This window comes from uncultured Chloroflexus sp., from assembly GCF_937129525.1.
In the GTDB taxonomy this organism is placed as follows: domain Bacteria; phylum Chloroflexota; class Chloroflexia; order Chloroflexales; family Chloroflexaceae; genus Chloroflexus.
Map to the genome: position 1 here is coordinate 1 of NZ_CAKZNK010000134.1, position 14,362 is coordinate 14,362.

General features: G+C 57.7%; 13 protein-coding genes and 1 pseudogene. 4 read left to right on the plus strand and 10 right to left on the minus strand.

Annotation, left to right across the window (positions count from 1 at the left end; genetic code table 11):
• Positions 1–238: 238 nt before the first annotated feature.
• The 10 genes and pseudogenes from Q0650_RS16255 to Q0650_RS16300 form a co-directional block, all read right to left on the minus strand.
• Complete coding sequence (locus Q0650_RS16255) at positions 239–622, minus strand: hypothetical protein (protein ID WP_298820850.1); 384 nt, start codon at positions 620–622, stop codon at positions 239–241.
• A 251-nt stretch (positions 623–873) separates the two neighbouring features.
• Positions 874–1,020 (minus strand): hypothetical protein, encoded by a 147-nt coding sequence (locus Q0650_RS16260; RefSeq protein ID WP_298820852.1) that lies wholly within the window; start codon positions 1,018–1,020, stop codon positions 874–876.
• Positions 1,021–1,299: 279 nt separating this feature from the next.
• A pseudogene (locus Q0650_RS18875) lies at positions 1,300–2,005 on the minus strand (PmeII family type II restriction endonuclease).
• Positions 2,002–2,832 (minus strand): site-specific DNA-methyltransferase, encoded by an 831-nt coding sequence (locus Q0650_RS16270; RefSeq protein WP_298820856.1) that lies wholly within the window; start codon positions 2,830–2,832, stop codon positions 2,002–2,004. Before Q0650_RS16270 ends, Q0650_RS18875 begins: the two are co-directional and overlap by 4 nt.
• Before the next feature lie 69 nt (positions 2,833–2,901).
• Positions 2,902–3,936, minus strand: a complete 1,035-nt coding sequence (locus tag Q0650_RS16275; RefSeq protein WP_298820858.1) for an L-threonylcarbamoyladenylate synthase — start codon at positions 3,934–3,936, stop codon at positions 2,902–2,904.
• Entirely contained in the window at positions 3,936–6,737 is a 2,802-nt protein-coding gene (ppc, locus tag Q0650_RS16280) for a phosphoenolpyruvate carboxylase (protein ID WP_298820860.1), read from the minus strand. Before ppc ends, Q0650_RS16275 begins: the two co-directional genes overlap by 1 nt.
• A gap of 3 nt (positions 6,738–6,740) precedes the next feature.
• A complete protein-coding gene (locus tag Q0650_RS16285; RefSeq protein WP_298820862.1) occupies positions 6,741–7,370 on the minus strand; it encodes a histidine phosphatase family protein in 630 nt (209 codons plus the stop codon).
• A 36-nt stretch (positions 7,371–7,406) separates the two neighbouring features.
• Positions 7,407–8,546, minus strand: a complete 1,140-nt coding sequence (locus Q0650_RS16290; protein ID WP_298820864.1) for an acyl-CoA dehydrogenase — start codon at positions 8,544–8,546, stop codon at positions 7,407–7,409.
• A 64-nt stretch (positions 8,547–8,610) separates the two neighbouring features.
• Complete coding sequence (locus Q0650_RS16295) at positions 8,611–9,339, minus strand: alpha/beta fold hydrolase (protein ID WP_298820866.1); 729 nt, start codon at positions 9,337–9,339, stop codon at positions 8,611–8,613.
• A 38-nt stretch (positions 9,340–9,377) separates the two neighbouring features.
• On the minus strand, positions 9,378–9,659 hold the full coding sequence (locus Q0650_RS16300; protein ID WP_298820869.1) for a 4a-hydroxytetrahydrobiopterin dehydratase: 282 nt from the start codon (positions 9,657–9,659) through the stop codon (positions 9,378–9,380).
• Positions 9,660–9,864: 205 nt separating this feature from the next.
• On the opposite strand from Q0650_RS16300, the gene Q0650_RS16305 reads away from it, so the two are divergent.
• The 4 genes from Q0650_RS16305 to Q0650_RS16320 all read left to right on the plus strand — a co-directional run bounded on the left by Q0650_RS16305 (position 9,865) and on the right by Q0650_RS16320 (position 14,276).
• Positions 9,865–10,476 (plus strand): hypothetical protein, encoded by a 612-nt coding sequence (locus Q0650_RS16305; RefSeq protein WP_298820871.1) that lies wholly within the window; start codon positions 9,865–9,867, stop codon positions 10,474–10,476.
• A gap of 107 nt (positions 10,477–10,583) precedes the next feature.
• The gene (locus Q0650_RS16310) at positions 10,584–11,267 is read left to right on the plus strand and encodes a response regulator transcription factor (protein WP_298820872.1); all 684 of its coding nucleotides are present in this window, start codon (positions 10,584–10,586) and stop codon (positions 11,265–11,267) included.
• Positions 11,264–12,661 carry a cell wall metabolism sensor histidine kinase WalK gene (locus Q0650_RS16315; RefSeq protein ID WP_298820874.1) on the plus strand — a complete coding sequence of 466 codons (1,398 nt, stop codon included), beginning with the start codon at positions 11,264–11,266 and terminating at the stop codon, positions 12,659–12,661. The genes Q0650_RS16310 and Q0650_RS16315 overlap by 4 nt, the downstream gene beginning before the upstream one ends.
• A 274-nt stretch (positions 12,662–12,935) precedes the next feature.
• Entirely contained in the window at positions 12,936–14,276 is a 1,341-nt protein-coding gene (locus Q0650_RS16320; RefSeq protein ID WP_298820876.1) for an MFS transporter, read from the plus strand.
• The last annotated feature ends 86 nt before the right edge of the window (positions 14,277–14,362 follow it).

Sequence of the window (14,362 nt, forward strand, 5' to 3'; positions counted from 1 at the left end):
TCAGCTATCGCCTATCCCCAAACGCGCCTGTCATCCCCTGGCAGATGGGGGGCGCAGCAGCGCTGCGCCCCTACCCCCTTCCCGCCCGCCGCTCCCCGTAACACGCATTGCTTGACCATTGCCTATCGGCTATCGGCTATCGGCTATCGGCTAAGGAACAACCCGCCCTCTGTCAAACGCATACACGGCAGTCCTCCTCGCAGCGGCCATTCAGCGCGCCAGTCATTACCCGGCGCAATCACGCCGTTTCGTGGGGATGACCTTTTTGTAAATACCAGGCTCGCGCCTTGACGAGCAGCATGAGCGGCGCGGCGTTGATGGTGAAAACGATCAGGTCAATCCAGCCGAAGTCGTCAAACAGAAAGGCAAGTGATAACGCGCCGAGCGCGCCGAGCGCGAGGAGATAGGCGGCGCGGTGGGGACTGGCGAGGAAGCGGAGCAGCGCGGCGAGCGTTGCGGCGATGGCAAACGACAGGATTGCCATGACTGCTCTGACCGGCGGGCGCGCGGGAGGGGCCGGGTGGAGGTTGCTTGCCAGCAGGAGGCCGAGACTGAGCCAGATGAGGCAGTTGATCGCGATGAGGATGATGGCTGCTGAGACGGAACGAGGACGGGTTTGCATGCGCGACTCCTGTTTAGAACAGCGAGGGTTGTTGGCAATGCGCCGATTGCGCATTTGATGGGGAAATGCGGGCCAGCGGATGCTTGCCGCGCGCAATTGCGAGCTGCTGCGGGTCGAGCGCCCGACGAAAATCGGGAACGAGTGCAGCTCCGGTTCCCGCTCTTGCAAGAACGATCGGCGAGGCTGCGAGTTTCCAGCTTCGGATGCGCAATCTCGCCAGATCGGCGCAACAGCGCGATCTAAATCATCGGTTACGCCTTTTGGGTCAGATGGTAGACACCCGATCCCAGCAGAAAGATGACGGCCAGAACAGCGGAAACCATTGGATCGAGCAGCGCAGTGAAGAGAATGAGGACGGCGGCCAGGCTGTCGAGCATACCTTCGGCGCGATTGTTCATGTGTCCTCCGGGGGCAAGGTCGTTGCGCGGTGGGGGATAGTTTAAGAATTGCGCGCAATGTAGCGGCATTATGCCCATGGTAACGCATTCCCCGGCGCGCGTCAAGCCTCGATCACCCGCACCGCCGCTCGCCGCAGCCGGTCGCGCAGCGCAAGGTAGCACACTCCAGGTAAGTTATCGGCGCAAGTAAATGTTTCAGTGCTGATGAGGCTAACTATTCCGGAGCAGTGTATCGATTTCTCCGCTCGCGAAGAGTAGCGCGTCCCGAATTAAATTCAATCAGCTTCTTCCAGTCAATATTACCAGTCGTATCACAAAATTCGCGATTGAACTCAACAGTAAGACGGTAATTACTGCCGAATAGGCTTCGTTAAACGAATCGTTTCTCTCTTTCGCTTTAAATCCTAATGGTTCTATGATCTCTTTGTACAATTCCTCCTCGCCATCTGATATGAACGACCAAAAAACTTGCCCACACAACTTCTGATAATCACCTTTGTCCGGCACTGGATCTTGACCGTAGCAACAGCCGTTCACTGCGATAATGGCATACCCTGGATGTTGTGCCCGAATTATTTCGGCTGCCGATCTGAAATTCTCACGCATTTTGCGAATCTGGTCAGCGTTACCCCAGGCCGGCCCAGATTTGATTGAGACGATGTAATAGTCGTTTTGGCGCTGAAATTCGAGGTGGAAACTGTGATTTCCTGCCACCAAATGTTTTATAACAAACAAAAATGGCAAGACCTTCAAGGAACTCGCCAAACATTGTCTCCTCTTGAGAAGAGAGATGGGCATCAAGAAGAGAGCGAATCAGATCGGAGGCTACCAGAATATTTTTGGCGCGAAACAGATATGGATTCTTGCGCTTAAGGATTTGGTTGAGCTTGATTGATTGCAGGCTTGCTAATCTTTTTTGATGAAATGCGTCGATGTTACTCTCAACATATTGTCTAATGTCTTCAATCAATTGGTAGTTTGTCATAGCAGGCGAGGCATCTCTCTGGCAATCTCTTCTTCAGCCAGCGCAAAATATTCTGGCATGAGTTCAATTCCAATCCCATTGCGGTTGAGGCGGCGCGCTACTCTAATGGTCGTGCCGGAACCCATGAATGGATCGAGAACGACATCGCCTTCACGAGTAAAGAGCTTGATAAACCATTCCGGCAACGCCTCAGGAAATACTGCGCTATGCCGACGGTTTTTCGTTTCGGTCGCCAGGTGTAACACATTGGTAGGATAGACCTTTTCGCGATAGAGCCAGTTTGCTACGCGCTTACCAAATCCGCTGCCAACCCGAGAATTATCGCGAACGTGATCGGTCGCGCTGAGGTGTTTGAGCCTTTTTTCGGCCCAGTCGCCCATCGGCACCATTACTTCTTCTTGAAACATCTTGAAGCGTTTGGTTTTGTTGAATTGAAGCAATCGTTCCCAGGCATCACGAAATCGATTCGGCCATTTGCCGGGGTAGCAGTTCTTTTTGTGCCAGATGAATTCTTCTGTCCACAACCATCCCTGGCGGCGCAATGCCAGAATGAGTTCGAGCACATAGGTGTGACGTTCGCCATTCTCAGCTTTTTCTTTGATGTTCAGAATGAAGGTACCGTCCGGCTTTAAGACGCGGAAGAGTTCCTGGCCGATCGGCAAAAACCACTCGACATACTCTTCAGGGGCGATACCGCCATACGTGTGTTTCCGGCGATCGGCATACGGTGGCGACGTGAAGATCAGGTCAACCGAATCTGATGGCAACTGTTTCAAAACATCGCGACAATCGCCAAGGATGAGCCGGGGGTATTGTGGTTGCTCCATATCGGCGTGTTGCAGGCTTTCAGATTAGTAGAACATTTTTTCCGATTTTAACGCATTCCCCGGCGCGCGTCAAGCCTCGATCACCCGCGCCGCCGCTCGCCGCAGCCGGTCGCGCAGCGCGCGGCCCAGGCCGGTTTCGTCGAGGTCGCGGGCAAAAATGCGATCGGGTTGGCGTTCGTCGAGGGCGCGGAGCGCAGCGTAGAGGCGCTGCGCCATTTGCGCGGGGTCGCTGGCCGGCCCGAGGGTTTCGGTGTCTGCCGGCAGGTCGCGCACTATGGCGAGGTCTTCATCGGGTAAGAGCAACCCAATGCGCAGGCCGGCAGCCAGCGCTGCCTCGGCTTCGCGGCGCAGTCGGGCCAGCGCTAGCGCCGGTGGCCCGCTGATGAGCCATAGTTCGTGATCGGGCGCATAGTGTCGCTCGAGCAGGCCGGGTGAGACCATGCCCGTCTGCTCGTCTCCGGTCGGTCGCGTTCTGATGTGAATCGGACCAATGATTGACTCAATTGCTTCCAGGCTGATTCCACCCGGGCGCAGCAGAGTCGGCGGCGTGGTCGTGCAGTCGAGGACGGTCGATTCGATGCCTATTGGGGTAGGGCCGCCATCGATCACGGCGGCGATCCGTCCGGCAAGATCGGCCAGGACGTGATCGGCGGTGGTGGGGCTGGTATGGCCGAAGCGATTGGCGCTGGGCGCGGCTACCGGCACGTCAGCGGTAACGAGCAAGGCGCGCGCTATCGGGTGCGATGGCACGCGCACTGCGACCGTTTCGCGCCCGGCAGTGACGGCCAGCGGTACCTGCGGATGGCGCGGCAGGATGAGGGTGAGCGGGCCGGGCCAGAAGGCCGCCGCCAGTTGTCCGACCAGCGCCGGGATGGTTGCAACGACGCGGGCCAGTTCGCGCGGATCGGCGAGATGGACAATGAGCGGGTCGCTGGCAGGGCGACCTTTGGCGGCGAAGATTGCCGCCACGGCTTGCTCGTCGAGCGCGTTGCCGCCCAGACCGTAGACCGTTTCGGTCGGGAAAGCAACCAGCTCGCCACGGCGCAGAAGTTCGGCAGCATGGGCAATCGCTGCCGATGATGTGTCAAGGCGTTGCGTTTGCATCAACCTGTGTTCTTTAGACCGGCAGCGATGCCGTTGATCGACATCAGCAGCGCGGTTTCTAGCTCGTCTTGTTGTTCGGGTGGCGCATTGCGCAGGCGACGGAGCAGCTCGATCTGCACGTGGCTGAGTGGATCGATGTAGGGATTGCGCTGCCGGATTGCGCGCTGTAGTATCGGCTGATGGGCGAGTAGCTCGTTGCGCTCGGTGATCTGGCAGATCAAGCGCTCGGCGCGACGGTATTCCGACTCAATGTGTTGAAAAATGCGCTGAGCCAGTTCCTGATCGGGGACCAGACTGGCATAGCAGCGGGCGATGCCCATATCGGCCTTGAGCATGATCATCTGGGCATTGTCGAGCAAGGTGGTGAAGAAGGGCCAGTGGCGGTACATTGCCCGCAACAGGTGCAGATGATTGGGATCGGTGGCAATAAATTGCTCGATGGCGCTCCCTAATCCAAACCAGCCCGGCAGTGTGTGGCGGGTTTGCATCCAGCTAAAGACCCACGGAATGGCGCGCAAATCTTCGATGCGGTCGCTCTTGCGGCGCGAGACGGGGCGTGAACCGATGCGCAGGCGGCTGAGTTCGGCAACTGGGGTGGCAGTGCGGAAATAGGTGAGAAACTCCGGATTTTCGTACACCAACTGGCGATAGACGGCGCGCGCCGTTGTCGCCATCTGCTCCATGGCATCCAGCCAGGCCGGTTCGGGGTGGCGAGCAATGCCGGGAAAACCGGCGCGCAGCACGGCGTTGACAACCTGTTCGAGGTGGCGGTGCGCGGTGCGCGGGTCGAGGTAGCGATCAGAAATAACTTCGCCCTGATTGGTTACCTTGATCTGGCCGTGGAGCGTGCCGGGGGGTTGGGCCAGAATGGCCTGTCCTGCCGGACCGCCGCCGCGCCCAACTGCGCCGCCGCGTCCGTGGAAGAGGCGCAGACGCACACCGTGGCGTTCGGTGACTGCGGTCAATTCGATCTGTGCCCGGTAGAGTGCCCAGTTAGCGGCGACGAAGCCACCCTCTTTGTTGCTATCGGAATAACCCAACATCACCTCTTGCAGGTTGTCGCGCAAAGCGAGATGCTCGCGGTAGACCGGCAATTGCAACAGTTCATCGAGCAGGGCCGGCGCGCGCTGCAAGTCGTCGCCAGTTTCAAACAGTGGCACAATGTCGAGCTGGCTTTGCCGGCCCGGCTGGTAGAGACCAGCATCCCGGCAGAAGAGCAGGACGGCCAGCAGATCGCTGACCTGGCTGGTAGTTGAAATGATGTAGGTCTGGAAGATTTCAGGGTCAAGCTGCTCGCTGATCGCCGCCATCATGCGGAAGGTCTGGATCGTTTCGGCAGTGACGGGGCTGAAATGGCTCAGACGACTGGGCGTAAGAGGGCGGGGACGGCGGATTTCTGTGCTGAGCACTGCGATACGCTCGGCTTCATCGAGCGCATTGTAATCGTTCACAATGCCGGCTGCGGCCAGAATCTCGCTCAACGCTTCGGTGTGGCGTCCGGCGTGCTGACGCACATCGAGCGCAGCGGTATGCAGGCGACAGACGGCGACGTTTACCCGCACATCGCGTAGCAGGCCATCGGCGATCAACGCGCCGCCGTGGCGACGGAGGCTGGCATCGATCAGGTCGAGATCATCGAGTAGCTCGCGGCTGTGGTAATAGATGGTCGGCAGTCGTGGCGGTGGCGGGTCGGCTCCCCAGCGCGGCGTATGATTGAGCGTGTAGCGCAGGGTGTTTTGCAGCCGTTCCTGGATGAAGTGGCACAACTGTCGATACGGCTCGCAACGGTAGTGTGGATTGAGGGTCGCCGCAGCTTCGGGCATCAACTCCTGATAAGCGGCAATGCGGTCGAGAATCGCCTGATCGACTGCTACCTGCTGCATTGACTGGCTGAGATCGGTGATCAGGCGGTCGATACAACCGATCAGGTAGCGCAACATCGCGCTGCGCATGAGGCGCACCGTCTCGACGGTCACCTCAGGTGTCACAAACGGATTGCCGTCGCGGTCGCCACCCATCCAGCTTCCGAAACGCAAGAATGGCGGCAAGCGCCACTGATGATCGGGATAGGCCGCAGCCAGCGCATCCGCCGTCTCGCGATACATTTGCGGCAACAGATCCCAGAGCACGGTTTGAAAGTAGAATAAGCCGTTCTCAACCTCATCGAGCACCGATGGACGGCGGTTGCGCACATCATCGCTCTGCCAGATGCCGATCACTTCGCGTTCGATGCGCGTTAAAGCTGCCTGCCGATCTGCCGGTAACACCAGCCGCTCACCAAAAGTCAGGTCAATTAACGTATCGAAGATGCGGCGCAGCTTGATAAGGATTGTGCGCCGACGCGACTCGGTAGGATGCGCCGTCAGCACCAGCATGATCAGGGCGTGATCGAGCCATTCCTGGATGGCCTGAGCGGGAACCTCGTAGCGTTTCAGTAGCTCGATTGCATCGGCGATACTCTCGGCCCGTGGCGCCGGCGCATTACGTAGATCGCGGGCGCGCAGAACACGCAACTGCTCGACGCCTTCGGCCAGATTCACCAACCCAAAGTAGAGGGTAAACGCTTTGATCAGGCCACGCAATTGGGGCAGGCTAAGATCGGCGATCAGCGATTGCAGCGCCTTAGGATCGGCCCGATGCGGCGCATTGCGCAACTCTTTCGCCATCTGGCGAACCTGTTCGACCAGTTGAAACGTTTCGACGCCGCTCTGTTCGGTGATGACCCGGCCCAACAAATCGCCCAGCGCGCGAATGTTGGCCGACAACAAATCATGCTCTGCTGAAGTGGTTCGTCCGCTCATGACTTACTCGCCGCCTTCTACCACCAGATCTTCCAGGTGGGCGACATCGTTCATCCGTAACAGCCGCCAGCCACTTCGCCCGCGGACGATTTCGCTCAACGAGCCATTGTCGAGCCAGAGTTTGCCAAAATTGGCCAGATCGAGGCCGATAATATGACAGAAGAGTGCCCGGATTGAGCCACCGTGCGAGACGACGATAATCGTATCGCCCGCCTGATGGCTGGCTTCAATCCGGTGGAATGCGCGTATGACGCGCGCTTGCAGTTGCGCGTAGCTTTCACCACCCAGCCGCGCGGTGCGGGCCGGGTCGCGGTCATACTCACGCATATGGTCAGGAAAGCGCTGATACAGTTCATCTGGTGTCAGCCCTTCCCACAAACCTACGTCGATCTCGCGCCACTCAGGCATCGCAACAGGGTTCAACTTGAGGTGCATGCCGATAATTGTGGCGGTTTCCCAGGCCCGGGGCAGGTCGCTGCTGTAGAGTGCAACCGCCCCGTGCCGCATCAAACGTTGAGCTGCTCGGAGCGCCTGTTCGCGCCCTCGTTCATTGAGCGGAACAGGCGCGTGGCCCTGATATTGCAGTGTTCGATTCCACGGCGTCTCGCCGTGTCGCACAAAAATGAGACGCATAGCTACAAACGCGACGCAGCGCCACCGTTCAAGCGATCAACGAACAATTTCGCGGCTGATGACCAGGCGCTGAATCTCACTCGTTCCTTCATAGATTTCGGTAATCTTGGCGTCACGGAAGAAGCGTTCAACCGGATACTCCTTCGAGTAGCCGTTGGAGCCGTGGAGTTGAACGGCTTTGGTGGCGACCCACATGGCAGTTTCGGAGGCAAACAGCTTGGCCATCGATGCATCTTTGATGAAATCGAGACCCTGATCTTTGCGCCAGGCAGCTTCGTAGGTGAGCAGACGGGCCGCCTTGATGCGTGTTGCCATATCGGCCAGCGTAAAGCCGACGGCCTGGAATTCGTGAATGGGCTTGCCAAACTGTTCGCGCACCTTGCAGTACTCGAGCGCCGCTTCGTAGGCGCCCTGAGCGATACCAAGCGCCTGGGCAGCGATCCCGATCCGACCGGCGTTGAGAATGGTCATAGCGATCTTAAAGCCCTGTCCCTCCTCGCCGAGTCGGCGCCAGGCCGGCAATCGATAGTTATCGTAGGCCATCTGGCAACTGTGCGCGCTGCGAATACCAAGCTTGTTTTCGACCTTGACCACTCGACAGCCGGGGGCGTGGGTGTCAACCAGGAATGCAGTAATGCCTTTGACGCCCTTGCTCGGATCGGTCATTGCCATCAAGATGATCGTATCAGCGTGGTCACCGTTGGTAACCCAGTTCTTGACCCCGTTGATGACGTAATAATCGCCGTCGCGAACTGCGGTTGTGCGCTGGGCAGCGGCGTCCGAGCCAGCTCCTGGTTCACTGAGCGAGAAGGCGCCCAGCATACGACCACTGGCCAGGGGGGTTAGTAACTCACGCTTTTGCTCTTCGGTGCCGAACTTCTCGATCCCGTAGCAGACCAGCGAATTGTTCACTGAGGCGATCACGCCAAGCGAGGCATCAACCCGTGACAGCTCCTCGATCACGATTGCATACGAGACATAATCCATACCGGCGCCGCCGTACTCTTCGCTGACTGCGACTCCCATCAGGCCGAGTTCACCCATCTTGCGCACCAGATCGGCAGGCCAGATCGCGTGCTCGTCGCGTTCGGCAACAGTTGGTTTGGCCTCTTTCTCGGCAAACTGGCGCACCATATCGCGGAGCATCTGCTGATCTTCGCTCAGTTGAAAATCCATGATCGCCTCCTGTTGTTATCGCGTTTGGGCTGATTCTGTTCTCATTCTACGCGAGCATTCTTTCTCAGGCAAGCGCGATGATAAATGAGCGCAGCAGCTCGCTTAGTCGATCGGGCGCTTCGAGCATCGGCATATGCCCGACACCGGGCAGGAGTTGATGAGCGACGCCTAAACCGGCGGCCAGTTCCGCGCCGAGCTTGGGCGGGGTGAGACGGTCATCAGAGCCGGTGACAACCAGCGCCGGACAGCGGATGGACGCCAGTTGTGGGCGTATATCGAAACCGTCACAGGCCTGAAGGTCGGCCAGCAGCAGCGCAGGATCGAGCGCGGCGTATTCGGCAGCCGCCTCGTCGCGCAGGTTGGGATCGGCGCCAGGGCTGAAAAGCCAATCGACCAGCATAGCGATGGCTGCGCTGCGAGCCGGGCCGTCACCGGCCAGGCCGGATAGCAATGCCGGCGCGACGCGCAGGCGAGCGGCGCTACCAACAAGCCCTAAACCGGCCACAATTTGGGGGGCGTGAACGGCAAGATGTAGCGCGATAGCGCCACCCATCGAATGGCCGACGATGAGCGCTGGCGGTAGGGCGAGGGCGGTGTGGAAGGCAACGACAGTCTGCGCATACCCGGCAATAGACACCGGACCGCCGGTTGGCGAACGGCCATGACCGGGAAGATCGAGGGCGTAAAGCTGCGCAACCGTTGCCAGCGGTTCGAGCAACAATCCCCAGTGACGCGCGCTGCCACCGGCGCCGTGAATAAAGATAAGCGGCGGGCCGGTGTTGCCTCGCCGCATTGCGAACAGATTGCCGACAGATGTGGCTACGAGTGGCATTAGCCTAAGATTTCGTCAATAGCGGCAGCCAGAGCAAAATCCTTTTCGGTCAACCCACCGGCATCGTGGGTCGTCAGCGCAATCCGTACCCGATTGTAGCGAATATCGATGTCGGGATGGTGACCGGCAGCTTCGGCAAGGAAGGCGACGTGGGTAACGAAGGCGATCGCTGCCGGGAAATTGGCCAGGCGGAAGGTGCGAACGATCTCATTATTTTCCAGGCTCCAGTCGGGGCGCTGAGCCAGGTGATCGGCAATCTCGGCTTCGCTGAGACGTGACATTGGTCACTGTACTCCTTTCACGCAGATCACGAAACGACTGTCTACCAGTGGTTATGATACCACAGGGTGACAAATCCAATATACACCCTGTTTTTCGATAATCTACCCGCACTATCTCTACAGGTTCTCCATGATCGCTTGCTACAGTGGAGATGTGAGGAATACACAAACTATCTGTAAGGATAACAATCTAAGGAGGATAACGATGAAACGCTTCGGAATGCTGATGATCGGGATCTTGATGGGTGGATTAGCAGTTGGACTAGTCGTGATGACGGTGGCGCCGGTCTTTGCGCAAGGGCCGGTTGGACCGCAGCCAACCCCGGCGGCGGGCAGCTATGGTACCATGTCAGCAACACGAGCAGGCCGCGACGGTTGGATGCAACAGGGAAATCCAGGTTCGGCAATGGCGCAACGCGGTGGTTGGGCAGGGAGCAATGCCTCGCTCGCAGGCGTAGCCGCTGCCGAATTGGGTCTCTCACAACAAGAGTTGATAAACCGGTTGAACGCAAGCGGCGGATCGATTGCCGATGAATTGAAGGCAGCGGGTATTGATCCCCAGGTTGTGGCCCAGAAATTTGTCGCTAGCAGGGCAGAACGGCTTGAAGCGGCAGTTGCTGCCGGTCGCATCACGCGCGAACAGGCTGACGCACAACTGGCCCTGGCGCAGTCGATGACCCTCGCTCGCCTGATGCAACCATTTACCCCGCTTGGCCCGGGTGGCTTGCGTCCAGATAATGCCCCTGTGCAACCTGATCAATGCCAACCAGCCGCTGTGAATGGCTATCGAGGCGGGCGAGGAGGGCCGCAGCGGTAACAACAGAGTGCTGCGCGCGTGACCGGAGTGAACATCAATTCACTCCGGTCACCTCTGCGCAATCAGGATGGTAAGCGCGCGTAGCTTCACAACGATGAGGAAGCACTATGCCAACCATTTTAGTAGTCGATGATGACCCGGGAATCATTCGCCTTGTCTGTTCATACCTCGAGCAAGCCGGTTTCCGCGTGTTGAGCGCCAATGATGGCAACACTGCCCGGCGGATGATTCGCCAGGAACATCCTGATCTGGTTATTCTGGACTTGATGTTACCTGATGCCGATGGTTTTGACATTGCCCGTTCGTTGCGCGCTGATGATGCCACTGCCCATTTGCCGATCGTGATGCTCACGGCTCGCGTTGATGATACCGACCGAATTGTCGGCCTGGAATTGGGCGCCGATGACTATATTACCAAGCCCTTCAATCCGCGCGAAGTGGTAGCGCGAGTCCGCGCAGTTTTGCGACGCGCAGCCGGAGGAGTCACGCCACAGCGATTGGTGAATGGGGGGCTTGTGCTCGATCTCGATGCGCATCAGGCATGGCTCGGCGGAAAGGAATTGAGCCTTACCCCGACCGAATTTGCTTTACTTGCGCTGTTGATGCGTTATCCTGGCCATGCTTTCACCCGCGCCGATTTGCTCGAACAAGGCCTCGGCTATGCCGCTACCGGTCTCGAACGAACAATAGACAGTCATATCAAAAATCTGCGCAAGAAACTGGAAACCGATCCAACTGCGCCGGTCATTGAGACGGTGTATGGAGTTGGCTACCGCCTCCGCAACGTATGAATCGCTTGATCGTTCAGCTCAGTTTTTCCTTTGCAATGCTCATCGTGGCGAGCGTTGTGATTCTCACCCTGGCCGTTGACCGGCTGGCCGATACGAGTTTTCGGCGTTATCTGGTCCAGAGCCAAATTGTCGAGAGTGGCCTGATCGATCGGCTGAGGAACTGGTATATCCAGCATCGTGGTTGGGATGGGGTTGAGACTATCATTCCGGGACCGAGTGGCGGATGGGGACACGGACAAGGTGGTATCCAGGCCGGTCAGCGTCCTGCGGTGGCACTTGCCGATAGCAATGGATGGGTTGTCGCCGATCCGCGTGATATTGTCGATCAGCGCCTGTCAATGTTGCAACAGCGTGACGCCATTCCAATAGTTGTTGATCAGCAGATAGCTGGTTATCTGGTTGCGCGTTTTACCACCGATCGGCTGTCCGGTGTTGCGGCCCAGTTATTGCAACAGTTACGCATGACAATCTGGCTTGTTGGCGGGGTCATTACGCTGATTGCAATCCTGGTAGGGGTTGCACTGGCGCGCCAGTTAGGCCGACCATTGCAACACCTCGCCCGGGTTGCCCATCAACTTGGATCGGGTCAGCTTGCCGCAAGGGCGGTTCTTGAAGGGCCGGTTGAAGTGCAGCAGGTTGCGGCGGCGTTCAATCAAATGGCGACCGATCTGGATGCTGTCATGCGGCAACGACGCCAAATGATTGCCGACATTGCCCACGAATTACGCACGCCTTTGACTATCATTCAAGGTAATCTGCGCGCAATTCTTGATGATGTGTACCCGTTAAATCGGGAAGAGATTGGCCATATTTACGAAGCGACCATCGGTCTGCGGAGACTGGTTGATGATTTGCGTGAGCTATCACTGGCAGACTCAGGGCAACTGACACTCCATCGATACCCGATCGATCTCAATCAGCTCATCCGTCGGGAGGTCGAGTTATTTCGTGAGCTGGCTGCGGCCCAAGAGGTAGCCATTCACTTTTTGCCCGCAACCGATTTGTCCCCGGTGATGGCAGACAGTGAACGTATTGCCCAGGTGATTCGCAATCTGCTCAGCAACGCTTTACGGTATACCCCGGCGGGAGGATCGATCACGATTGTTACCGCGCTGCAGGATGCTGGGGCGCAGGTAAGTGTTGTTGATACCGGGAGTGGCATTGCCCCTGACGACCTCCCGCATGTGTTCGAGCGATTTTATCGCGCCGATCGTTCACGTTCCCGGAGTCATGGTGGTAGCGGTCTGGGTCTGGCGATTGTTGAGCGGCTGATCACCTTGCACGGTGGTCGAGTCGGGGTAGAAAGTGAACTGGGGAAGGGCAGTCGCGTCTGGTTCTGGTTGCCGGTGGTAGCATCAGAGATGGTTGAGCAACGCGCCGATGTCAATCGGTAAGAGTTGGTACGGCGCGCGCGGGATTACCGGTCAGGTTGAGGTTGCCAAAAGGTAATGCTTCAATAGGGTGCCTGTTGGCTTTGCTTAAGACTGTTTTCGGGTGATCCAGGCCACGATAATCACTGCCAGCATCGAGTGCCACTGCTCTCGTGGAGACGTGCTACAATACCACCGTCGCGGATGGATTGAAACTGAATGTGCAGGCGTCGGCCTTGCGAGCGGATTGCTGGAAAACTGGTTGCGTGGTGTATTGTTGCTGCACAAAGGAGTTTCCATGGCAACGGTTGCAATCTCGACGAATAATCGTCGGGAACAGATCGGCTGGTATTTCTACGACTGGGCCAATTCGGCGTTTTCAACCACGGTGGTGACGGTATTCCTCGGCCCTTACCTCACATCAATTGCGCGGAATGCAGCGGATGCAAACGGATTTGTTTATCCGTTCGGGATTCCTGTAGCGGCAGGCTCGTTCTTCCCCTACGTTGTTTCGCTTTCGGTGTTGTTGCAAGTCTTCTTCTTACCCATTCTCGGAGCTATTGCTGACTACTCAAACGCGCGCAAGCAGATGCTGGCGATCTTTGCGTATGTTGGCGCGTTTGCCACCATGGGGCTTTATTTTCTCGAAGGCACCAACTATTTGTTGGGTGGATTTTTGTTTTTGCTTGCCAACCTGACTTTTGGCGCTTCAATTGTCTTCTACAATGCTTTCCTCCCCGACATTGCCAGTCCCGACCGGCGCGATGCCGTGTCGTCGCAGGGATGGGCCTTGGGGTATCTTGGTGGCGGTTTGTTACTGGCAGCCAACCTGGTCTTTTTCCTGAATGCCAATTCGTTTGGGGTCGAGAGCGGCATGGCCGTGCGGATCAGTCTGCTGTCAGCCGGGATGTGGTGGGCAATTTTTACGCTTATCCCGATGCTAACCCTGCGCAACCGGGGTGCGGTGCGGCGTTTGCCGCCCGGTGAGCATTACCTGACCGTCGGATTTCGCCAGTTAGCCCATACGTTTCGTCAGATGCGCGGGTATCCACAGACGCTGCTTTTTCTGGCGGCTTATCTGCTGTACAACGACGGCATTCAGGCAGTCATTGCGCTGGCTGCCCAGTTTGGCGCTGAAGAATTGGGGATTGGTGAGTCGACGCGCATTGCGACCATTTTGATGGTGCAGTTCGTTGCGTTTGTGGGTGCGCTGGCCTTTGGCGCGCTGGCGACACGCTTTGGCTCAAAACGGGTATTGCTGGGTAGTCTGGTGATCTGGACGCTGGTTGTGAGTTATGCCTACTTCATGCCGGCCAACAACGATGCGCAGTTTGTGGCGTTAGGGGCAGCGATTGCGCTGGTGTTGGGAGGCAGTCAGGCGATCAGCCGTTCGCTCTTTTCGCTCATGATTCCTGATGGTCAAGAGGCGGAATATTTTAGTCTGTACGAAGTCGGTGAGCGGGGAACGAGCTGGCTGGCACCACTTCTGTTTGGTATCGCCTATCAGCTCACGGGGAGTTATCGAATCGCGATTGTCTCGCTGATTATCTTTTTCATTAGTGGATTTGTGCTGTTGCTTTTTGTGAATGTCAGGCGAGCAGCGGAAGAGGCAGGCAATCAGGCGCCTGCGCACGTGTAGATGAAACATCCACCACGATTCATCGGGATCGTTCCGGGCACGGATGGGGGATGACGGAATGGCCGGATGGCGGGATGACGGAATGG

Coding starts and splice junctions, on each gene's coding strand:
- Q0650_RS16255 (WP_298820850.1), bottom strand. CDS start 622: ATGCAAACCCGTCCTCGTTCCGTCTCAGCAGCCATCATCCTCATCGCG.
- Q0650_RS16260 (WP_298820852.1), bottom strand. CDS start 1,020: ATGAACAATCGCGCCGAAGGTATGCTCGACAGCCTGGCCGCCGTCCTC.
- Q0650_RS16270 (WP_298820856.1), bottom strand. CDS start 2,832: ATGGAGCAACCACAATACCCCCGGCTCATCCTTGGCGATTGTCGCGAT.
- Q0650_RS16275 (WP_298820858.1), bottom strand. CDS start 3,936: ATGCAAACGCAACGCCTTGACACATCATCGGCAGCGATTGCCCATGCT.
- ppc (WP_298820860.1), bottom strand. CDS start 6,737: ATGAGCGGACGAACCACTTCAGCAGAGCATGATTTGTTGTCGGCCAAC.
- Q0650_RS16285 (WP_298820862.1), bottom strand. CDS start 7,370: ATGCGTCTCATTTTTGTGCGACACGGCGAGACGCCGTGGAATCGAACA.
- Q0650_RS16290 (WP_298820864.1), bottom strand. CDS start 8,546: ATGGATTTTCAACTGAGCGAAGATCAGCAGATGCTCCGCGATATGGTG.
- Q0650_RS16295 (WP_298820866.1), bottom strand. CDS start 9,339: ATGCGGCGAGGCAACACCGGCCCGCCGCTTATCTTTATTCACGGCGCC.
- Q0650_RS16300 (WP_298820869.1), bottom strand. CDS start 9,659: ATGTCACGTCTCAGCGAAGCCGAGATTGCCGATCACCTGGCTCAGCGC.
- Q0650_RS16305 (WP_298820871.1), top strand. CDS start 9,865: ATGAAACGCTTCGGAATGCTGATGATCGGGATCTTGATGGGTGGATTA.
- Q0650_RS16310 (WP_298820872.1), top strand. CDS start 10,584: ATGCCAACCATTTTAGTAGTCGATGATGACCCGGGAATCATTCGCCTT.
- Q0650_RS16315 (WP_298820874.1), top strand. CDS start 11,264: ATGAATCGCTTGATCGTTCAGCTCAGTTTTTCCTTTGCAATGCTCATC.
- Q0650_RS16320 (WP_298820876.1), top strand. CDS start 12,936: ATGGCAACGGTTGCAATCTCGACGAATAATCGTCGGGAACAGATCGGC.